This window comes from Fusibacter paucivorans (assembly GCF_018390735.1).
GTDB classification, from domain to species: domain Bacteria; phylum Bacillota; class Clostridia; order Peptostreptococcales; family Acidaminobacteraceae; genus Fusibacter; species Fusibacter paucivorans.
Window position 1 is genome coordinate 1 of sequence record NZ_JAHBCL010000025.1, and the last position, 20,159, is coordinate 20,159.

General features: G+C 41.6%; 19 protein-coding genes and 1 riboswitch. Of the genes, 10 read left to right on the top strand and 9 right to left on the bottom strand.

Going from position 1 to position 20,159, the window contains the following annotated elements; all coding sequences use genetic code 11:
• Positions 1-128 precede the first annotated feature (128 nt).
• The gene (locus KHM83_RS13810) at positions 129-662 is read left to right on the top strand and encodes an ECF transporter S component (protein WP_213237617.1); all 534 of its coding nucleotides are present in this window, start codon (positions 129-131) and stop codon (positions 660-662) included.
• A 61-nt stretch (positions 663-723) separates the two neighbouring features.
• Complete coding sequence (locus KHM83_RS13815; RefSeq protein WP_213237618.1) at positions 724-1,884, top strand: uridine kinase family protein; 1,161 nt, start codon at positions 724-726, stop codon at positions 1,882-1,884.
• Between the two features lie 228 nt (positions 1,885-2,112).
• On the opposite strand, the gene KHM83_RS13820 is transcribed toward KHM83_RS13815, so the two are convergent.
• The gene (locus KHM83_RS13820; protein WP_213237619.1) at positions 2,113-2,763 is read right to left on the bottom strand and encodes a DUF4386 domain-containing protein; all 651 of its coding nucleotides are present in this window, start codon (positions 2,761-2,763) and stop codon (positions 2,113-2,115) included.
• 207 nt (positions 2,764-2,970) lie between these two features.
• Between KHM83_RS13820 and KHM83_RS13825 the strand changes: the two genes are divergently transcribed.
• A complete protein-coding gene (locus tag KHM83_RS13825; protein ID WP_213237620.1) occupies positions 2,971-3,588 on the top strand; it encodes a TetR/AcrR family transcriptional regulator in 618 nt (205 codons plus the stop codon).
• A gap of 199 nt (positions 3,589-3,787) precedes the next feature.
• On the opposite strand, the gene KHM83_RS13830 is transcribed toward KHM83_RS13825, so the two are convergent.
• The 5 genes from KHM83_RS13830 to KHM83_RS13850 form a co-directional block, all read right to left on the bottom strand.
• On the bottom strand, positions 3,788-5,005 hold the full coding sequence (locus KHM83_RS13830) for a hypothetical protein (protein WP_213237621.1): 1,218 nt from the start codon (positions 5,003-5,005) through the stop codon (positions 3,788-3,790).
• Positions 5,002-5,706 (bottom strand): hypothetical protein, encoded by a 705-nt coding sequence (locus tag KHM83_RS13835; RefSeq protein ID WP_213237622.1) that lies wholly within the window; start codon positions 5,704-5,706, stop codon positions 5,002-5,004. The genes KHM83_RS13830 and KHM83_RS13835 overlap by 4 nt, the downstream gene beginning before the upstream one ends.
• A 197-nt stretch (positions 5,707-5,903) precedes the next feature.
• Positions 5,904-6,164 (bottom strand): hypothetical protein, encoded by a 261-nt coding sequence (locus tag KHM83_RS13840; protein ID WP_213237623.1) that lies wholly within the window; start codon positions 6,162-6,164, stop codon positions 5,904-5,906.
• 198 nt (positions 6,165-6,362) lie between these two features.
• A complete protein-coding gene (locus KHM83_RS13845) occupies positions 6,363-8,015 on the bottom strand; it encodes a hypothetical protein (protein WP_213237624.1) in 1,653 nt (550 codons plus the stop codon).
• A 327-nt stretch (positions 8,016-8,342) separates the two neighbouring features.
• Complete coding sequence (locus KHM83_RS13850) at positions 8,343-8,726, bottom strand: helix-turn-helix domain-containing protein (RefSeq protein WP_213237625.1); 384 nt, start codon at positions 8,724-8,726, stop codon at positions 8,343-8,345.
• A gap of 192 nt (positions 8,727-8,918) precedes the next feature.
• Here KHM83_RS13850 and KHM83_RS19895 point away from each other — a divergent pair, with 192 nt between their 5' ends.
• The gene (locus tag KHM83_RS19895; RefSeq protein ID WP_281415062.1) at positions 8,919-9,047 is read left to right on the top strand and encodes a hypothetical protein; all 129 of its coding nucleotides are present in this window, start codon (positions 8,919-8,921) and stop codon (positions 9,045-9,047) included.
• 630 nt (positions 9,048-9,677) lie between these two features.
• Positions 9,678-10,703 carry a 3-deoxy-7-phosphoheptulonate synthase gene (locus tag KHM83_RS13855; RefSeq protein WP_213237626.1) on the top strand — a complete coding sequence of 342 codons (1,026 nt, stop codon included), beginning with the start codon at positions 9,678-9,680 and terminating at the stop codon, positions 10,701-10,703.
• Between the two features lie 447 nt (positions 10,704-11,150).
• Here the strand turns inward: KHM83_RS13855 and KHM83_RS13860 are convergent, their stop codons facing one another.
• The 3 genes from KHM83_RS13860 to KHM83_RS13870 all read right to left on the bottom strand — a co-directional run bounded on the left by KHM83_RS13860 (position 11,151) and on the right by KHM83_RS13870 (position 12,982).
• On the bottom strand, positions 11,151-11,504 hold the full coding sequence (locus KHM83_RS13860; protein ID WP_343213160.1) for a DUF4180 domain-containing protein: 354 nt from the start codon (positions 11,502-11,504) through the stop codon (positions 11,151-11,153).
• Between the two features lie 4 nt (positions 11,505-11,508).
• Positions 11,509-12,396 carry an alpha/beta fold hydrolase gene (locus tag KHM83_RS13865; protein WP_213237628.1) on the bottom strand — a complete coding sequence of 296 codons (888 nt, stop codon included), beginning with the start codon at positions 12,394-12,396 and terminating at the stop codon, positions 11,509-11,511.
• Positions 12,397-12,523: 127 nt separating this feature from the next.
• A complete protein-coding gene (locus KHM83_RS13870) occupies positions 12,524-12,982 on the bottom strand; it encodes a helix-turn-helix domain-containing protein (protein ID WP_213237629.1) in 459 nt (152 codons plus the stop codon).
• A gap of 423 nt (positions 12,983-13,405) precedes the next feature.
• Positions 13,406-13,584: riboswitch (cobalamin riboswitch) on the top strand.
• Positions 13,585-13,799: 215 nt separating this feature from the next.
• Between KHM83_RS13870 and KHM83_RS13875 the strand changes: the two genes are divergently transcribed.
• The 5 genes from KHM83_RS13875 to KHM83_RS13895 all read left to right on the top strand — a co-directional run bounded on the left by KHM83_RS13875 (position 13,800) and on the right by KHM83_RS13895 (position 19,866).
• Positions 13,800-14,813: an ABC transporter substrate-binding protein gene (locus KHM83_RS13875; RefSeq protein WP_246543110.1), complete on the top strand. Its 1,014-nt coding sequence runs from the start codon at positions 13,800-13,802 to the stop codon at positions 14,811-14,813.
• Positions 14,810-15,853, top strand: a complete 1,044-nt coding sequence (locus KHM83_RS13880) for a FecCD family ABC transporter permease (protein WP_343213161.1) — start codon at positions 14,810-14,812, stop codon at positions 15,851-15,853. Before KHM83_RS13875 ends, KHM83_RS13880 begins: the two co-directional genes overlap by 4 nt.
• A gap of 1 nt (position 15,854) precedes the next feature.
• On the top strand, positions 15,855-16,661 hold the full coding sequence (locus KHM83_RS13885; RefSeq protein ID WP_213237630.1) for an ABC transporter ATP-binding protein: 807 nt from the start codon (positions 15,855-15,857) through the stop codon (positions 16,659-16,661).
• Between the two features lie 612 nt (positions 16,662-17,273).
• Positions 17,274-17,789: a CGNR zinc finger domain-containing protein gene (locus tag KHM83_RS13890; protein ID WP_213237631.1), complete on the top strand. Its 516-nt coding sequence runs from the start codon at positions 17,274-17,276 to the stop codon at positions 17,787-17,789.
• A gap of 97 nt (positions 17,790-17,886) precedes the next feature.
• On the top strand, positions 17,887-19,866 hold the full coding sequence (locus KHM83_RS13895) for a sigma-54-dependent Fis family transcriptional regulator (RefSeq protein WP_213237632.1): 1,980 nt from the start codon (positions 17,887-17,889) through the stop codon (positions 19,864-19,866).
• The last annotated feature ends 293 nt before the right edge of the window (positions 19,867-20,159 follow it).

Consider the following 20,159-nt stretch of genomic DNA (forward strand, 5'->3'; position numbering starts at 1 on the left):
TCCTGGTGAGTAGTCAAAGCTACAGAATAAAATCAAAAGTACCACAGTATCTGAATGTATTATAGTCACAGATTAAAATGAAAGGAAAGTATGATGATTGCTTCTATATTAATCATACAAGTATTAAAATGAAGATACAAAAAATGATTCTGTCGGCGATGTTTTTGGCGCTGGCAATGGCGCTGCCTTTTCTAACAGGACAAATTCCGCAGTTTGGCAGTATGCTTGCACCAATGCATATTCCCGTATTACTGTGCGGTTTTATTTGCGGGTGGCCGTATGGTCTCGCCGTGGGATTTATTGCACCGCTGTTGCGCTTTTTGATGTTTGGGATGCCTCCGATTTTTCCGACGGGTATTGCCATGGCATTTGAACTTGCAGTATATGGCGCTGTTGCAGGCCTTATATACCATCGTTCAAAGCGATCTACTGCATCGCTTTACACAGCGCTTATTGGTGCAATGATTGCAGGTCGATTGGTTTGGGGAGTGGTGCGATTTATTTTAGCAAGTGCTTTTGGACTTGATTTTTCAATGGCAGTATTTCTGTCAGGCGCATTTTTTACGGCGATTCCTGGGATTATTGTTCAGCTTATTCTCATTCCGGCGATTGTCATTGCCGTTGAACGCCAAAACTTTTCCATACTGGAGAATCAGCACTAAATAAGGTAATGATGCAATATTCTCATGTCTCAAAACAAGCGAATAAGAAGGTGAAAAAGCGATGAAGAAATCGAATGAATCGATAGCATTAAATGCACCTGTAAAACGGAAAGCACTGCAGATGCCGCCGCAGTTTAAAGATGTCAGGCGCTATTTAAAAGAACAAGCAGACCTGCATCCGTCAATGCAGCCCCAAGATATGATTAAACTGTGCTACCAAATCACCTATGGTGCTGAGCACCTTTTAACGGACTATGATGCGGCAAAGCATTATTTTGATCGAGAGGTTGACCAAATAAGAGAGACTGCCGAAAACGGTATGCTCCCGATTTTTGAACGCATTTCCGATCATTATTGCAGGGTTAATCTCGTGCCGTGGTGTAGAAAAGGATTGCCGCCAGAATGGCTGTTTAGGATGTTCGCCGATACAATGCGAACAGAGGCAAATGATGGTTATAAGCAGACGGTGTCGGAAGAACCGGTCATGGATCATCTCTTCAGAATTGTCGAATGGTTAATTGAAAAATCTCAGTTGCCTTTTTCAAACGCCGCTTGGGTTCAGGCGCTAAATGACTATCGTGATGCAGGCGGTGGGGCCGTTCATCACAGTGATGCTTACCGTGCAGCTGAAATGCCTTCTTATCGTCTTGTCAATGTGAAATATATGCGCTTAATGCCGCTGTTAGAAAAGCTAAACGCGTTGCCCGAAAAACGCGAAGCGCGCATCATTGCTATTGATGGGCGCTCGGCCTCCGGCAAGTCAACCATGGCAGATCACCTCGCCAATGTTCTTAACGCAGGTGTTATTCATATGGACGACTTTTTCTTACCGGCTGAACTACGGACAGCAGAACGCCTTTCTGAACCGGGGGGAAATGTTCATTATGAACGCTTTCAAGAAGAAGTGCTGATGAACATACAAAGTCCACAGGCGTTTGACTATCAGACTTTTGACTGTTCGGTTATGAAGCCGGGTGTACAGCGTATCGTCAAAACGTCTAAATGGCGTATCGTCGAAGGGGCATACAGCCATCACCCCATTTTTGGCGATTACTGCGATATTCGCGTTTTCAGCGATGTTGCACCGGATGAACAGCTAAGGCGCATTGAAAAACGCAACGGTTCAGAATGGGCGAAGGTGTTTGCAGATAAGTGGATTCCCATGGAAGAACAGTATTTTAAGCACTTTGGGTTGCCAAGTGAGCGTGACCTCTTGTTGTAAGCATGCGATAAACGAAAATGTAACGTGCTTGGACTCACCAAGACATTTTTTCACAGTTTTCATCAAGCGGGTCATTTAACTTTTCATTAAGCTATTGATTAGGCATTGCTAAAAAGTTTATAGTCTGCATTGATGGGTAATTTCCTTAGGCAAAAGATTTGTCAGCGCATGGTTGATGATGTAACAGCCAGATTGTTTACAACGCCACTGCCACCGCCGCTCAGAGCGTTAGGATTTAATGCGAACGCCTTTAACCAGCAGATAGAAGCCGAGGTAAATTTCATTGGTCATGATCAAGATACCAAAGATCATTTTCATCGAAGGGTTGATCATGGAAAGCAGAACGCCTATAAGGGCGATGTAACCCCAAATGGCAATATACTTTGGTAAGATTTCCGACTTTAACAACAATGTGTAAAAGATCAAGCCGCTTGAGACAAACATCGCGACGTAGATATAAGCCCAGAAAAAGGTGCGGGCTTCTGTAAGGACGGTCCAGATCACCTGAAAGTTACTGCTGTCAATTGCCTGATGTGATAATGCGGCAATAAAAGTGGGGATAAAAGCAATGAGGATCAACATGGCGCCTTCTGCGCTGCGCAATGTCAGATAACCTACGGCGATTGCTGGACGTTTCGCTTTAAGCAGTGGGTAAAAAGCGGTTGCGATGCCAATGACGCCAAAGGCGTTGATCAGTTCGAGCAATGACGCTGCGACGAGTGTTTGTTGATTGGCAAGTATAATTGCCTGTGATGCGCCTTCTGCAATGGTTTGATTGATGAGCATGCCCCCTGAAATACTTGTCACCATGCACAGCAAGTACATGAGCCCAGCGAAACGGACTTGATTGATGGGGGTGGCTGTATTCGTTGTTTGCATGAAAAGCCTCCTGTCAGTAATTAAAAGATCAAGATGCTGAATTTTTCAATGCATCTTGTCATAGATGAATTTATTCATTATACTAAACGGTATAGTATAATTTGTCAATACAAATTGAACTATACCGTTTAGTTTATTTTTTAACAGGACTTCTCATGACATTTGAGGTTTTGTAAGCGTACATCAATGAATGCATTGGAGGTAGTGATGTCTGAAGACAATAAGCAAGTTCGAAAGCGGAAATTATCAGAACAAAAACGCAGTGCCATTATAGCGGGGGCTATTCAAATATTTACAGAAAAGGGTTTTGAGGCTTCCAGCATGGATAAAATTGCCGAAGCTGCAGGCGTTTCAAAAATCACAGTTTATAATCACTTTCAGAGTAAAGAAAACCTCTTTCAAGAAATTGTCGCAGATTTTGTAAGGCAAGGCAGTGAAAAGAAACCCATCGCTTACGATTCTTCGCGAAGCCTCGAATCACAGTTGCTGGATTTTATCAATGCAGAACGATATTGGGTTAGCGAGCCGGAGCAGCGGGGCCTTTCAAAGCTCTTAACTTCAGTTTACTTGAACAATATGGATTTTGTCATCGAGACGATGTCGCGGCGTCCCTTTCATCAGGATTTCATGGCATGGCTAAAGGCAGCTAAAGCGGACGGTAAATTGTGTTATGATTCAGAAAAGCTTACTGCACAAATCTTTTACGGTATGATCGAAGGCTGTTTGACTTGGAATGCATTATTGACGGATGGAGAGAGTTTAAAGGGGACGGAATCACTGACTGATGAAATCATCAATACTTTTTTAGTTCGGTATCGCTGTTGATTGGCGTGCACAATCATGCATGAAGCGGCAGCATTATGCTAATATAAATGCTTTCGCCATAATCAATGTATTATTTGGAAGACGGACATAAAAAGAGCACCCCCTTTTGATTGCGAAAGGCAGGGTGCTGTTTTATTAAACGCAAGCTTTACGCTGATTACAGTAGCGTATTGACAAGAACATTTGATTGTCGATTTGTTTATTTGCTAGTTAGACCGGTATGCTCTAATGTTTTTTCAATGGCACTGAAGTAGGTTTTATAGATGCCCGTCAGTCTGATGGATGCTTGGTCACCGCTTAGCATTCCGATAACCGCCATGATAAACTGACGGTCTTCCTCATTTAATATAGCCTGATCAATAGTTGAAACACGCACGAGGACATCCAATGCGAGTTTTACTGCCTTAAACTGAGCAAAGCGCGTGATAATGGCGACAAAGAGCATAAAGAAATAGTCAGCTTCTTTTTCGAGCAGCTTCGCGAGCCGTATGCAACGGCTGTAACCTTCAACAAAGGCATTGACATCAAATGGCATTTCAGGTGTCCATTCATTTGATACGCGGTTGAAGTAGTATGCGATGAAAAGGTAGGCATAAAATGGGTCTTCGCCGAGTCGGGCATCAAGTGTCGTGCTAAGATACGTAGAAAGCGGTGTCGTCATCATAAGCCGATAGAATCCAATGTAACGGTTGATCACCTCAAGCGATTGTAATGACCCTAAATGTTCTTGATACTGCGTGTTGGAGACAAAGTAAGCAAATAGTAAGTAAGCCTCGGACTCATTTAGGGCGTTAAGTGCCAGTTCCGCTTCTTTTGATTCGTTTTTTTGTAAAGCTTCCTCGGGCGCTGTTATTTGATTGATCAGCGTGAGCAGGTGATTGTCAATGATGGCTTTAAGATGCTTTTTTGATATTTTCGCTTCCCAAAAGATCTCAGTGTTTGACAGTCCTTCTAAATAGCCATTGAGTACGGTGCCAAAAGCGATGTTGCGTGATTTAAGAAGATCCACCAGTATCATGAGCTGATTGGCGGATTCCCATTTATACAACATCCAGAAATGAGAGGATATCAGCGTAAACAGTAAATTGATATCGCTGCGTTCTGCTGCAAAGTAAATCAGATTGATGAGGCTGTATTTATATTCGACAAATGTGTCATAATCTTTGATTTTAGAGATCCTTGATTGATAATAGGCAACGATGACGGCATATTCAGAATCACTAGGTTCTCGATGTACAAAATGCGTTTTATCGAGTGAAAAGTAGACACGTCCGTTTTCATCTTCTACTTCTGAGATGATCCCTTTTTTTACATAAACATGGTATTGATCGAGACAGTGAATTTTTTCATAGAAAAAGTCCAAAGGTAAATAGTAATCAAAACAGTTCAAGATTGATAGTTTTTTTGGAATACTCATAGTGTTGCTCCGGCAACGTTTTGATTTTGACTGATGCGCTTGCGGTATTTATTGGCATAGCGCTGTTGCTTAGAACCAAGTTCCCTTTGGTGGATGGCTTTAGGCATTGTGTCGACACTCGTTTCCAGACGTTGTGCCTGAAGGTGCTCATCAATGAGGTCGTTTATTTTAAGTGCCTCAACTTCACGCTGTTTTATTTTCTTTAAATATTTTTCGTAGAGCGCCCGACCATAAGGTGAGAGCTTTATATAATGGCGGTTGGCAATTCTGACAATGATAAAATAATCTTCATATCGCGGATCGTGCAGCAAATCACTAAAGGTTGCTTTAGGAATGGCCAGTTCTTTTGATAATTCATTTTGCGAAAGTGAATGATCCTGATCATAAAGAAATGCTACAGTGCGGCGAAATTTCGGCGCTTCAAAAACTTTAATAATGTCAAAGTCTTTATGATATCGCTGTTTTGATGCGAGAATATCTTCAAGACAACGGATATAACCTGCGCGATACCCGTCGGAATTAATAAGCTCTTGATGGCGTTCTAATCGGATGCGCTTTTTACGAAAGTAGTCAATTTGACGAACAATGGCTTCCAGATCGTTGTTTGAGACATAATCAATGATGTAATTGCGGATGTCATCAGTTTCCTTTAATGCAAGGATCGTTTCGATCTCACGTTGCGTCAATGCTAAGGTGTTCATAAGATAACCTCTTTCTAGTAATGTTCGAAATTGTTCGGTTATTATATTATATACTATTTTCAAAGGTGCTTCAAACATTTTAATGTAAATTGTTGTTAAATTAAAACGATTATTGGTGACAACAGGCAAATCGTTTAAAGCAATGAGATAGTTTTCGCAATGATCAAAGGATAAAAGCAGCTGTGAAGGTTTCTATTTCAATACGGTACTTCTAATTTTGAACGCATGCTTTCCAATGGTGTGTCGTCAATCGATATGACCTTTAAAGAGGCTTTATCCATGAAAAAAATGTCCCCGTTTTCATCACATACGGCAACCACTTCGGCCTTGCCCTCTTCTTCATTTGGCAGCAAATTGCCGCCAAAAAAACTGGGGCGCGTTGCTTTATACATACCGAATCCGGTACCAAGCAAGAAAAATCTGCGTTTTGTTGTTTTGAGTTCAACGATAATGGCCATTTTATACTCCTTAGCTAAGTAGATAGATTAGTATTTGCGGCTGTTAATCATAGCCGCAAAATTGGCTTAAAATGAAAAGTGAGATGCATTCATAGCGATTAAAGATAATTGAAGCCTTTGACAGCTTTATTTTGTCACGATCGTCTGAATTAAAATTTAGATTTAATATCAAGATTGCCAAAATCAAGATTGCTAAAATCAAGGCTGCCAAAATTGATCGAACTGGACAGCTTTTTTTGAAAACTTAAGGACTTGATAACATACATCGTGTTGACAGATATATTGTTCCTTTGGGGTGTTTATGCGTCCGCATTGATCAAAGCAGTTATTGGCTTCAAAATAAACAAAGTCATCAGCGGATGTAGAAGCTGCATGAGAACGTAGTACTGGCGAACAGGCGAGTCCTGTGGTCGAGTGACCGTCCGCTATGCGGTAGGCGCAAACGTTAGCTAAAACGGACATGGTTCCAAATTCTTTTGCCATCGCCTTGGCACGGCTTTCAAAGAGATCTATTTTTCCGGTAAAAAGTGGTGAAAAGAAAAAATCCACGCCCATGGATAGGCAGATGTCGCGGATTTCGTCAATGAGGTAATCTACGCAAATAATGTTGCTGATTCTGCCGAACCCCGGTATTTCAAGTAACTTAATCGTCCGCGGGAGATTAGCCAGATCCAGACCTTCCGTACACCCTTCTAAAGTGAAATCAAGTGCACGGTGAAAAGCGTTCAGCTTGCTCTGTGAATACAGTTCAATGCCGGAGCCGGTAATAACCGTAGACTTGTTTTCACGATTTTCCCAGATACTGCCGAAAATAATGAGTTTGATATGATGAAGCGATTCAATTTTTTCGTCTAGAATAGCTTCTTTTAAAGCGTTGGTACATGTCATTTCTGGGAAAATAGCGATATCGACTGTGTCTTGATCCATGGCGTCAAGAGTGTGGAAAAGTCTACTTTTGGCACAGTCGTAATCAGAGAGACCTGTAATAAAAAACTGATTCGACTCATTATAAGAAGTGTAAAACTTACCCGATGCCAAATGAGAAAAGCCAATATGAACAGTCTCGTTTTCTTTAAGCTTGCCCAGCTTTTTCAAATCGTAATCAGAAGTGACTCTAAGCTCAACTTCATAATCAGAGGTTAATTCGACGATATTGAAATTGGCTAAGATCACTTTTAAAGAAGAGCCTCTGTATGCTGAGGGACGATTGTTTAAGCGATAGTTGTAATTGCTGTAAGCAGAAGTATGGTAAAGGCGATATGCGTTTCGCCGCAGTGTATTTAGAGGCTGCACGATAACAGTCTCGTCTTTTGGCACTGCGTTTTCTAAAGCGAGTTTATTGTAACTGCCATAGGTTTCATCCATTAAGTAGATGATCGAAAAAACCATCACCGCAAGGTATTCTTTGTATTTTACCAGCATATGACGCCACTTTGACAATTTCCGAAAAGCGATTAAATCTTCTATATCCATCAAGAGGGCATCACTGTTGATGGTTGTGAGGTCGAATATGGAATTGGCGCCACCCTTTGTTGCGCCATCATGTGGTGTTTCATCTGTGCAAGACACAGACTCATCTTTTGATGTTGATGAAGGCGTTAGCTTTATGGGTGAGGCAAAAATTTCTCGAAGTATGTATAAATCTTTAAAAGATGTATTGAGCTTGCACTGATGAATATAATCGGCAAAGAGTGTTTCATAGCGGTTGGCGATTAAGTAGAGTTCGAGAAATAAATCGTATTGATTGTCGAAGACAGCTTGCTCAATGCTTTTTAAATCATTCTCAAGTGATTGCGTGCGCTTTAGTTTGTAAGTGCTCTTTTCAGTAGGCGTATTGTCTGGCTTCATCATTAAAAGATCTCCGTTTGATTATTTTGAAGCTTACTGATTGTGTGTTTTACGGGTTTTTTACGAAATGAGGAAATTACATCATTTAAACTTTAATCTTTTCACGACAAAATGGACGATCTTTTATGGCGAAAATGCAACACACTGTCGAGAAGGATCATCGAAAGATCATTATGTAATTTCCTTAAACGTTTAAAAGTGAAAACATCGTATCATAAAAGAAGGGAATTGGCAATATAAGCCATTTTGGCAGATAAACACCAATGGTTTTTCTTAATAGAGCAAAAAATAAAGACACCCGCTCTTCGAAAGAGTGATGCCTTTGCATTTTTATTTTGGTTCATGTAATTGCAGTGTTAAGAGCATATCAATATAATCAATCACTTTTGCTTTGGAATCAGAAGATAATTTCATGTACTTTTCATGCAGACCGATCTCATAGGGCAATGCTGTTTCTGCTGCAGTCATCGCGGATTGAAAATCATTACTGTCAATTTGAAACTTTTTCATTTGATCGGAGAGCCCCAAAATAAAATCAGCCGAAACATCGTAAAGCAAAATAAGCGCTTTCACGGTTTCAGGATCGGGTGAAGTCGCATTGTTTTCATATCTCGAAAGGGATTTATTGTTAAGATTAATGGCCTTGTAAACATCAAGCTGTGTAAGGCCCGCCTGTTCACGCGCTTTGCGCAGGCGTTCTCCAAAAGTGAGCATATGGGATACCTCTATCGTACTATTATAGAGGGTTTCCCAATTTTCAAGAACACATTTCTCAAAAAAGTAGAATAATACGTTGAAATCTCAATTGTTGAGATGTATAATAATATCATAATTCTCAATTAATGAGAACGATGGGAGGTGAAACCATTTGCAATATCAAATGACAGACTGAAAGGATCGTGACGGATGGCAAAAGTTGGACTGATAAGTGTTGAAATGCCAAAGGCAGTTCTGATACTGTGTGTGGTCATTGTCATTTGGGTTGCCTGTTGTGAAATAGGAGAAGCGTTTCGCAAATATTTTGACGAAAAGTGATTTTGCGATTGGGGCAAAGCGCCAAGCATAAAGACGACCAAAAACATGACCCAAACATGGCGATGAATACGACGAGGGGAATACATATTATAGTGAAGATTAAATTTGAAAGATGCAATTTTGTCAAATGCTAACAATTAAAATGTTTATTATTTAATCATTCGTAAAAAGTAAAATGAGGATGCAAATGAACCTATACAAATTTTGGGCTATTATAAAATGATAGCCCAAAATTTGTATAGGTTCATTTTTCATCAAGATTCCAGTGAATGCAATGCTTTCAGGTGATCGGTTTCACTCTGTGAAATTTCACTCTGCAAAAAAACGATAACCCTTCATCATTTTTTTTAAAATTATTATAATCCGTTCATTCAAATTGAAGCGGGCATCTAAATATGTTATTATTCGATATACTTTCATACAGAAAGGTTTTGAAAAAAATCCGATACTTATTTATGAACGATTGGACACATTTTCAATTTTATATTTGTGTCGAACAAAGCCATAACGTTGAAGACCAAAATCAAAATGTATATTGAATAAAATGAAGGAGTATATAATCCAGAGTGATCGTGTATCGAGGAATATGAAGATCTAGTCATTAAGCCATGTGGATTATAGTGTGAAGCGATGAGTTACAAATACATTAATAAATTACCAACACCGGAAGAAATTAAGACACTTATTCCACTTTCAAAAGCATTGATTGAGCACAAGCGTATAAGGGATGCCTCTGTCAAGGCTATTTTTGAATGCAAAGATGATCGGTTGCTCGTTATTATCGGCCCTTGCTCCGCAGATGATGAAAAAGCGGTGCTTGAATACACGATGAAGCTGGCAAAGGTTCAGGAACGCGTTAAGGAAAAGTTGATTTTAATGCCGCGTGTTTATACCAATAAACCTCGAACAACTGGTGAAGGGTATAAGGGGATTATGCATCAGCCAGACCCGTCAGCAGATCCCAATATATCGAAAGGGATACAGGCAGTGAGACAATTGCATGTTAAGGTGATGGCGGAATCAGGGCTTACAGCAGCAGATGAAATGCTCTATCCCAATAATTATCCATATCTTGATGATGTGTTAAGTTATGTAGCCGTTGGCGCCCGATCTGTTGAGAATCAACAGCACCGTTTGATGGTCAGCGGTATGGATGTGCCGGCAGGCATGAAAAATCCAACGAGTGGTGACTTACCAGTGACGATTAATTCAATAAAAGCTGCACAGTTGCCGCATACGTTTATCTATAATGGCCATGAAGTTGAGACGACGGGAAATCCGCTTGCACATGCGATGTTAAGGGGGGCTGTCAATCAATATGGTCGCAATATTCCCAATTATCATTACGAGGACTTACTGTATTTTTCGAAAATTTACCTTGAGTCAAAGTTGCAGCTGCCATCGCTGATTGTCGATACCAACCATGCGAACAGCATGAAGCGATTTGATGAACAGCCTCGGATCGCCATGGAAGTCTTGAGGAGTATGCATCATGACGATTCCATTAGACGACTGGTAAAAGGCTTTCTCATTGAAAGTTATCTCTTGGATGGTCGACAAGATACTCAGAGCGAGTATGGCAAGTCGATTACAGATGCTTGCCTCGGGTGGGAGAAAAGCGAAGACCTTATTTATCGCATAGCCGATTCGTTTTAAATTGAGGCCAGTCAGTATCCATTGCGACTGGAAACATGATGTGCAGAACATTTGAATACAAAGGAGCAATGCAAGGGGCAGCAAGTAAAATTCGAATGTAAAGAAACGGATTTCTACAATAGCAAATCGAAAATTGCATTTAAAAATAACAAATCTAAAACGAAAAAACGATCTCATCGGCTTTTGCAGCCGAAGAGATCGTTTTTATATGAGAAAATTGCATCATTCAAATTTGAATCTTTTTACAGCGAGTGGCATTATATCCATAAGACAAAAACGCAGCCAGCTTTCGTGAAGGATCAACGAATGGTAATGATGCCGTTATCGCAAATATTTATATGGAAGATAATACAAGTACCAAATTCGGCAAATATTGTTAGAACAACTAATGATTGATGGTGTCATTGATTAAGCCCGAAGATACCGACAGTTTAAAAAGCAGCTTTTTTATTCAGATAAAGCAGCTACGGCTTCATCAATCGTCGATTTGAAACAAATTTGACGGCCTTGGTTGCACTCGTAAATAAAATCACGAAGTGCCTTGCTGTCATATTGACTAAAATCGCCGACAATACCAACGCGCATGTTGTAATTAACAAATTTTTGAAGCAATGCACCTGCAAATTTTGTGCGTAAGTTGAAGAATTGATCGCCTAAACTGATACTGTGGAAAATGATGCCGTCGCCGCCATCGTAATAACGGGCTGTTGCCATTAAATCAAGCGCAGATTGAACATCTTCAACGCTGACGTCAGGTGAAACGACGGTAAACGATTTTGAATGTTTTTTTATAATTTGCACAATTTCACCTGCTTTCATTTAAAAATGGCATGATGTATTCAGCAGCGGATGTAATCGTGTGTGCGCCTTCTATTGACTTAACCATCGCATGCGGTACCAATGTCTTTAGCCGATTGGCAGCGGCCTCGGGATTGAGTGTCATATCGCCGTCTGCCATGACACACAAGACGGGCATGGAAAGATTTCGCATCTGAGAATCCGGCAAAATCGGCAATTCGCCTGTCATGGGTATAAAATGCGTCATAATGAGGGTCATAAATTCAAGAACCTCTTTTGGCAACGTGCTGGTATCCATCACGGCATCGATTATGCTTGCTGAATCAGAAACAAGTTGTTCTGTATTCGGACTCTTAGCATTGTTATCAATGGCTAACGAAGCGGTACGATCAGTAAAAGACTGATCAGGCGGTACGATACCGGAAGATGCCAATAAAATAAGTGCATCTGTTCTTTTTGGATATGCTGCCGCATAGTGCAGTGCCAGCCAGCCGCCCATCGAATTGCCGATGATGATGGCTTTGGTAACCGCTAGACTATTGAGGACTTCGTCCAGCCATTGTGTGTATTCGCCATTTTCGAAATTGAGGCGGATAGCTTCACTGTTGCCTGGTTCGCCGAGCCAATCAATGGCATAAAGATGGTAGTGGCTTACAAGTAAAGGCATATCAGCAAGCCAAGCGGCACTGTTGCTGCATGAGCCATGCAGTAGGATCATGACTGGATTTTGAGGCACGCCTGCTTCCAGTACGAATGTTTCACCGTATGATGTTGCGAGATGATGCTGCTTAAACGGCAACGGCGTGATAATTTGATTGTAATAATCCCTAATGAGTTGTTGACCTTCTTTGGATCGAAAAACAGTCCTATGATTAAACTGGTTTTGTGAATTCATTTATTGCCTCCTGTGATAATGGTTTGCAGCTGCTGTTTTAGCGCGTGCTGCGGTCATGGCAAATCTGAGTGATATGGAATCGCGTTGAGGCACAGAAGACATTATTTAGACCGAGAAACCGAATGCTTTAAAGCGGTGGGGTTTCAATAAGCCGGTCGATGGCTTCCAAGATGGTGGCGACAAATTTTAGCCCTCCCCATAATGTAATGCGAACTGTATTTTCAGGCTCAATAAACTGTGCATGCATTGAAGCGCGACCCATTTCAGGTGGTTTGACATTCATGGTTGCCTGAAGGGTGTTAATAATGCGTATAGCCTCATCACGGTGTAAAACGTTTATATCGACGACAGATGATACACTGACGCGTTCAGAATCAGTTGTCGTTTGTGCATGATAAGCTGGAAGTGTGGTCTTTTCAGCACGATCACCTTCCGTAAAAATGCTTAAATCGTGTCCTGAAACACGCCAGCTTTTACCGATTTTAGTCGCTTTGAGCTTTCCCTCTCGGATATAGCGCTGAATGGTTTTCGGATGCATATCAAGCATTTCAGCAATTTGTTCAACGTTGTAATAGGTATTATTCATTTAGGAGCTCCTTATTGTTCCTTTTGATGGTATATTAGCAGCAAATTTGAGAAAAGTCAAGTGAAAATAGGAATAATAAGAAATAAATAGGAATAATAAGGAACGGATAGAAGTAATGAAGAATTTTGCGGAACGGTTGTGATAAAATGGCTCCTTGGGATCATTATTAATGCGCTTTTGACACAAAACATAACGAGTGAGGCGCATATTGGTATAAATGAGACGATGCATCGTTTAAAGGTCTTGCACAAGTAATGATAAGGCGCACATAAGTGAAACGTGTTCGCTGCAAGAAGATAAAATTGACAAATTACTTTAAAATCGACCAGTGTGATTCTTTGTCCAGATTCCATAAATTATTATCAGTACACAGGATGGATGTCATGTGGACAAAGACTGGTATCTGTGGTAGTATGAGGGTGTAATTTCATATGGTGTTTTGGTGCACTGCTCAAGTGATAATAGGGAATCAGGTTAAATGCCTGAACAGTCCTGCTGCCGTGATGACCGAGCCTCTTTCTCAATGCCACTGAATTCTTTTGGGAAGGCGAAAGAAGCGTTGACGTCTAAGTCGGAAAACCTGCCAAAACTGACGCCGTGGTCGATGTCACGGCTACTGTAACCTCACAGGGACTTGAGGTGTATGGTTTATGGAAGCATCCATGAATTTTATGCTTTGGTCTTTGTTGACCGAAGCATTTTTTTAATATACAGAAGCTTTTCAAGAGAAGCGTTTTCGAAGAAAAAGCGGGTTGAAAAGCGGTTTTTGACGGCAGTCAAAAATCTTACTGAGAAAATAATTTGTAGGAGATAGCGGATGAAAATGAAACATAAACAATGGGTAGTGTTATTACTGGCTTTTCTGCTCACCTTTTCACTTGCAGGATGTGCAGGGGATAGTGCGACGGGAAGCGTATCAGGCGATAATGCAGCAGAGGCAACCGGATCGGAGACCGCCACAGCGGATTCAGCCGAAACAACTGTTTCGGATACAACAGCCACACCGACAAAGGATCGAGCAGGTTATGATATTGAAGTGCCGGAAAACGTTAACAGCATTATTACCATGGCGCCTTCTATCACACAGGTTATTGTCGATCTTGGGTTAGGGGATGAGCTCGTTGCCATTGATGCCTATTCATCAGATATAGAAGGACTGCCATCGGATCTTCCGCAATTTGATATTATGAATCCCGATGCAGAAAGTATTATTGCACTCAAACCGGATATTGTCTTTGCATCCGGCATGAGCCAATCGGACGGTACCGATCCATTTAAACCGCTGAAAGACGTTGGAATCTGCATTATCTATATTCCGTCCAGCGACAGTATTCAGTCCATAAAAGATGATATTACATTTATTGGCGCAGTAACGGGAAAAACTGATGAAGGCCAAGTGCTTATTGACAATATGGAAACGGCCATTGAGCGCATCGCGGCGATTGGTGCCACCATTCCGGATTCGGAAAAGAAAACGGTATATTTCGAGATTGCACCGGCACCAAACATCTATAGTTTTGGCAAAGGCGTCTTCTTAGATGAAATGATAAACATTATTGGCGCTAAAAATGCTTTTGAAGACAGTGATAGCTGGATTGGACTTTCAGAAGAGGTGGTCATCAATGCCGATCCTGACATTATCATGACCAATGTTGACTATGTTGACAAACCGCTTGAAACGATTAAATCGAGAGCGGGATGGACAGAAATGAAAGCCATTAAGAATAACGACGTTTATATGATTGACAATATGAGCAGTTCGCTGCCGAATCATCATATTATTAAGGCGCTGGAGGAGATGGGCAAAGCGGTGTACCCGGATAAATTTTGAATCAATTTGAAAAAAGACGTCATGTGAAGCGGCATATGCTTTTAGCGCTAATGGTCAGTGTCATCATCGTTGTACTGGCCATTGGACTGGGCAGCGTCTACATTCCACCGGGCGACGTGACGAACATTTTAATTTCAAAGGTGCTGCATATTGCACCGCGTGCGGATATTGAAGCCGTAACGCAGTCCATTCTATGGAAAATTCGGGTACCGAGAGCACTCTTGGCATTTGTCGTCGGTGCGGCACTTGCTGTCAGCGGTACGATTATGCAGTCTGTATTAAAGAATCCCTTGGCATCTTCCTTTACACTGGGTGTTTCCTCAGGTGCAGCACTTGGTGCCAGCGCCGTAATGGTCTTTGGCCTTTACTTGCCGGTAATCGGCGTGTTGACGCTGCCGCTCGTCGGGTTTCTATGCGGCCTGCTAACGGTTTTTCTGGCCATTGGCTTTGCGTCAAAACTCGATGAAAATATGGAAAATCAGACGATTATTCTCGTTGGGATGGTGATGTCGCTCTTTGTCAATGCGCTTTTGACCATTATCGTCTCCATGTCTGATGAACATATGCCGGAGGTAATTTATTGGCAAATGGGTAGTTTTTCGCTGAAAGACTGGTCCAATGTCATCATCCTTTTGCCAATTGTCATCGTTGGGACCATCGTTACCATGCGCTATGCACATGAACTCGACATCATGTCCTTTGGTGAAGATCATGCGAGAGCGATGGGAATTGAAATCAAACATGTCAAACTGTTTTTAATTGCAATGGCCGCTTTGCTGACGGGGAGTGCGATCTCCTTCGTGGGGGTCATTGGCTTTATTGATCTAATATCACCACATTTTGCGAGGCGGATTTTTGGTTCGTCACATAAGTATCTCGTGCCGATGTCCGCGCTTTTTGGCGGCTCGCTTATGGTTATTTCGGACTTGATCGCAAGGACGATTATTGCGCCTTCTGAACTGCCTGTAGGCGCTGTTACCGCACTCATTGGCGCACCGTTTTTTGCCTTTGTATTTTTTTCAAAAAGAAAGAAGGGGTAGTATGTTTAGCATCCAGAATGTCTCAGCCGGATATAATGGCGTCGACGTCATTCACGACATTAATATAGACGTTCGTGAAAATGAAAATATTTGCATTCTCGGGCCAAATGGCTGCGGCAAGAGTACACTGTTGAAAGCAATGACGGGATTAATTGGCTATAAAGGTCAAATTCTGCTGGATGGTGTGGACATTGCTACGATGAAACGCAAAGAGATTGCAAAGAACATCGCCATGATGAGTCAGATCTCATCCATTTATTTCTCATATTCTGTGTATGAAACCGTTATGCTCGGCAGATATAATCATATGAAAAAGGGCTTTTTTAAAGAGCCTTCCCAATACGATAAAGAATTTGTCATGCATTGTATGGATATTGTCGGCGTGTCGGATATTGGCGAAAAACAAATTACGGAACTTTCAGGCGGACAGCTTCAACGCGTCTTTTTAGCGCGAACACTGGCACAGGATCCTCGTATTATCCTCTTGGATGAACCGACGAATCACTTGGACTTGAAGCATCAAACCGAATTAATGCAATACCTTCAAGCCTGGTCAAAACAGGATGGGCATACCGTTATCGGCGTGATGCACGATATTAACCTTGCGCTTCAGCTCAGTGATCGAGCTGTATTTATGAGTGACGGGAAATTGATATCCGACGGCTCAATGGCACAGACGGTGAATGGTGATTTGATGCAGAGGGTTTATGGGATGGATGTCGTTGGCTATATGCAGGATTCGTATCAGATGTGGACGGAAATTGCATCAGATAAGGCGAAAAAGCCGCGCATACATCGTGTTGTATAGGATGGTCGTGTGATGTCATGCCGTGGCAGTAATTACGTAACTAATAATGAACATTGATTAATCATCCTTCAATGCTTAGAATGCAGTTTTCGGCATAAATAATAGCACAGATGGTGATCCTACAGAATGTTTGCGTGACAATATTCAGAAAGATTGAGCTTGTATGCTCGTTAATGGGTTATATAATGATGAAACAGCCTTCGAGAGAGGGCTGCTTTTTTTATCATACATAGCCTATATAGGTTGGAAGCGAATTTATAAAGATGCTTTTAAACTGTCATACAACCAATTGACAACGTTTACAGCATCCTGATCAGCAGAAGTGGTATTGCCGGGGAATTCCGTTACCATCAAGCCACTAATACGGTGATCCTTTAAAGTGATCCCAGAAGACTTTTGAGATCGCTAGGTGACAAAGCCGGCATGGTGTAATATGGCAGGCGCTTTTTCTGTTCCTGACATAAGTGCGCCGTAATTAGCAGGAATACCTGCAAACAAAATTTTCATAATTGTCTCCCGTATTTAGTAAAATCATATTTAGTATGTTACACTAAAAATAATACCAATTTTCAACGTAACAATTAATAATGGGTTTAGGAGGTTACAGATGGTATGTATACGCGTAGCTTTGATTTAGTGAATACCTTTTGGTATTTAGAATATGAAAAAATTGAAGAACTTGATAATTTGCAGTGGCTCAACACATACTTGCTGCCGCCGGAAGACCAACTGGATACAATTTCAGAAGAAGCGTTAACTGTTTTAAAAGAACTTAGGCAGTTTGCGCGTGATTTGTTTGACGGCAATATTTCGGAGGATGTGACGGCGAAATTAAATGGCTATTTAGCCGGAACACCTTATTATCCTAGGATTGAAGAAACCAGCAATGGAAGCCGCATCACATTTAAGCCAAATGGTGACGGCGTGGCGAAGCTCTTGACAGATGTTGCACTAGAACTGGCAACGTTATTAACAGAGGAACAGATATCATCTATCAAACGGTGCCAAAATGAGGCGTGCGGATATTACTTTCTTGATAACAGTAAGAATCAAAGCCGAAAGTTTTGTTCCAAGAAGTGCAATAGTCTCATCAAAACACGAAATTTCAGGGCGCGCCATAAAACCTAGGAATTGATATTGCTTGGCTAAATGACATTGCGCATGGTGCCGGCATACGGTATCATTAAGATGTAAAAAGCATAGATGAATACACTGGAGGTGTGCGTTGCCGTCGAAAAAATTACATCAAGAGACAGAAAAATACCGAAAAGCTTGGGAAAAGTACGTGGCAACCGGTCTCGTTGCGGATCCAACAATGCGGAAGATTATTATTGCATCGTGGCGGCGCAGTAGAGCCTATGGGGTTGATCCTCATTCAACTTCCCTTGAAATAGAGCTGACGGGCGAACGCTTTCAACAGCGTCGAGAAGCCTTTAAACCAATTTTAGATATAGCACTGCCCTTTATGGAGAGTATTTACAATGCAGTCGGTGAGAGTGGTATGATTATCAGTTTTTCTGATGCCAATGGTTATATTTTAGAGCGTATTGGTGCCGACAATGTTTTTTCAGAGCTTCAGCGTTTCAGAGGCATGAATCTATCTGAAGAGCGAATGGGTACCAATGCCATTGCACTTGCGCTAAAAAAAGGTATGGCATTGCAAGTCATCGGCGCAGAGCATTTCAATGTAGTATTCCATAATAAAACCACATCAGCGGCGCCGATTAAAGATATTGACGGCAATATCCTCGGCGTCTTGAGTGTTTCCGGAACTTGTGAAACCGTTCACCCGCATACGCTTGGCATGGTGCTCGCATCGGCGCTGGCGATTGAACACGAAATACGTCTGAAACAAATTAATGATGACTTAACCATTGCCAACGAGCATTTGGATGCGATTATGCAGTCGATTTCCGAAGGGATTATTACTGTCAATGATGCTGGGGTTATTACGGATTCTAATTTGCATGCCAGAAAAGTGATGCGGCGCTCCTTAGATGAGCTGGTTGGCAAAACGCTGGATCAAGTGATAAAGAATCCCGTTTTCGATTTTATTACGCAATTATCTGCGAATGAAGAGCGCGAAGTTCAGTATTATGCCAACGGCAGAAAGAAAACACTTTTGGTTTCATCAAAGCCAATCTATGCACAAGATAAGACATTAAAGGAATATCTGTTGATATTTAGGGAAACAAAGCGCGTTTATTCACAGGTAAACAAGCTGTTCGGTTCAAAAGCCATTTATACTTTTGACGATATCCTGGGTGAAAGCAAGGAAATTCAGGATGCCATTCGCATGGCGAAACTGGTTTCGGCAACCGATGCGACGATTTTGCTGCACGGTGAGAGCGGTACGGGCAAGGAAATGTTCGCGCAGGGGATTCATAATGCTTCTCAGCGTAAAAATCATTCATTTGTCTTTATTAACTGTGGTGCAATTCCGCGGGATCTGGTTGCCAGTGAACTCTTCGGTTATGTAGAAGGTGCCTTTACCAGTGCGCGTAAGGGCGGCAATCCCGGAAAATTTGAGCTCGCAGATGGCGGAACGCTTTTTCTCGATGAGATTGGCGATATGCCGCTTGACACACAGGCCAATCTGCTGCGTGTCCTCGAGACCAAAGAAGTTGTGCGGGTTGGCGGCAATGAAGTGATCCCCGTGGACGTTCGCGTGATTGCGGCAACCCATAAAGACCTTGCAGCAGAAGTAGAAAAGGGCAACTTTAGAAGCGACTTGTTCTACAGGCTCAATGTTATGCCGATTAAGACACCGTCGCTGCGTGAACGCCGTGAAGATATCAAAAAATTGATAAACCGATTTTATTCGCAGTTTGTTAACCGTGATGACCAACGGCTCCTTATTGACGAGAGTTTTTACCTTCAAATGATGCAGTACGATTGGCCCGGCAATGTCAGAGAACTTCAAAACGTGATGCAGCTCGTTACGAATATTGTCGGTGAGGGCGAATATCTGTCAAGTAAACATCTCCCAATCTATGTAAAAGATGCGTTGGGTGCATCATCACAGCTTCCGCAGCAGATTTCAGGAGAGCTGACGCGCGTCAGTCCGCTGAGCGTTGTTGAACGACAAGCGATTCTTAAAGCGCTTGATGCAGCGGACAACAACCTTGCCAAGGCAGCTAAATTGTTAGAAATAGGCCGCAGTACCCTTTATCGAAAAATTGAAAAATACGATATTAAGCTTTGATGAGCATAAATCCATCAGAAAATGCATCGTTTTGATACATGTGTATCGAATCGATGCATTGTTTTTTCCTTAGATTAGCGAAATATGCATCGTTTTGATACATAAAGCTAAATTGTCTGAAAAATCTATCGGGAATCACATGCATTTCAATGGCCTTTTAGGGCTTTTTTTGTTTTTTTGGATACAGGTATTTCAACTGTCGAGACGGTTTTCAACTATTTTGTAGGCATGTGCGCCTTTAATTTGGCATCAATATTGCGAGTTATATATAACGTGTAATCAATGAGGGGAGG

Excerpts from the sequence above, each read along its gene's own strand:
- KHM83_RS13810 (WP_213237617.1), top strand. The coding sequence starts at position 129 with ATGAAGATACAAAAAATGATTCTGTCGGCGATGTTTTTGGCGCTGGCA.
- KHM83_RS13815 (WP_213237618.1), top strand. The coding sequence starts at position 724 with ATGAAGAAATCGAATGAATCGATAGCATTAAATGCACCTGTAAAACGG.
- KHM83_RS13820 (WP_213237619.1), bottom strand. The coding sequence starts at position 2,763 with ATGCAAACAACGAATACAGCCACCCCCATCAATCAAGTCCGTTTCGCT.
- KHM83_RS13825 (WP_213237620.1), top strand. The coding sequence starts at position 2,971 with ATGTCTGAAGACAATAAGCAAGTTCGAAAGCGGAAATTATCAGAACAA.
- KHM83_RS13830 (WP_213237621.1), bottom strand. The coding sequence starts at position 5,005 with ATGAGTATTCCAAAAAAACTATCAATCTTGAACTGTTTTGATTACTAT.
- KHM83_RS13835 (WP_213237622.1), bottom strand. The coding sequence starts at position 5,706 with ATGAACACCTTAGCATTGACGCAACGTGAGATCGAAACGATCCTTGCA.
- KHM83_RS13840 (WP_213237623.1), bottom strand. The coding sequence starts at position 6,164 with ATGGCCATTATCGTTGAACTCAAAACAACAAAACGCAGATTTTTCTTG.
- KHM83_RS13845 (WP_213237624.1), bottom strand. The coding sequence starts at position 8,015 with ATGATGAAGCCAGACAATACGCCTACTGAAAAGAGCACTTACAAACTA.
- KHM83_RS13850 (WP_213237625.1), bottom strand. The coding sequence starts at position 8,726 with ATGCTCACTTTTGGAGAACGCCTGCGCAAAGCGCGTGAACAGGCGGGC.
- KHM83_RS19895 (WP_281415062.1), top strand. The coding sequence starts at position 8,919 with ATGGCAAAAGTTGGACTGATAAGTGTTGAAATGCCAAAGGCAGTTCTG.
- KHM83_RS13855 (WP_213237626.1), top strand. The coding sequence starts at position 9,678 with ATGAGTTACAAATACATTAATAAATTACCAACACCGGAAGAAATTAAG.
- KHM83_RS13865 (WP_213237628.1), bottom strand. The coding sequence starts at position 12,396 with ATGAATTCACAAAACCAGTTTAATCATAGGACTGTTTTTCGATCCAAA.
- KHM83_RS13870 (WP_213237629.1), bottom strand. The coding sequence starts at position 12,982 with ATGAATAATACCTATTACAACGTTGAACAAATTGCTGAAATGCTTGAT.
- KHM83_RS13875 (WP_246543110.1), top strand. The coding sequence starts at position 13,800 with ATGAAAATGAAACATAAACAATGGGTAGTGTTATTACTGGCTTTTCTG.
- KHM83_RS13885 (WP_213237630.1), top strand. The coding sequence starts at position 15,855 with ATGTTTAGCATCCAGAATGTCTCAGCCGGATATAATGGCGTCGACGTC.
- KHM83_RS13890 (WP_213237631.1), top strand. The coding sequence starts at position 17,274 with ATGTATACGCGTAGCTTTGATTTAGTGAATACCTTTTGGTATTTAGAA.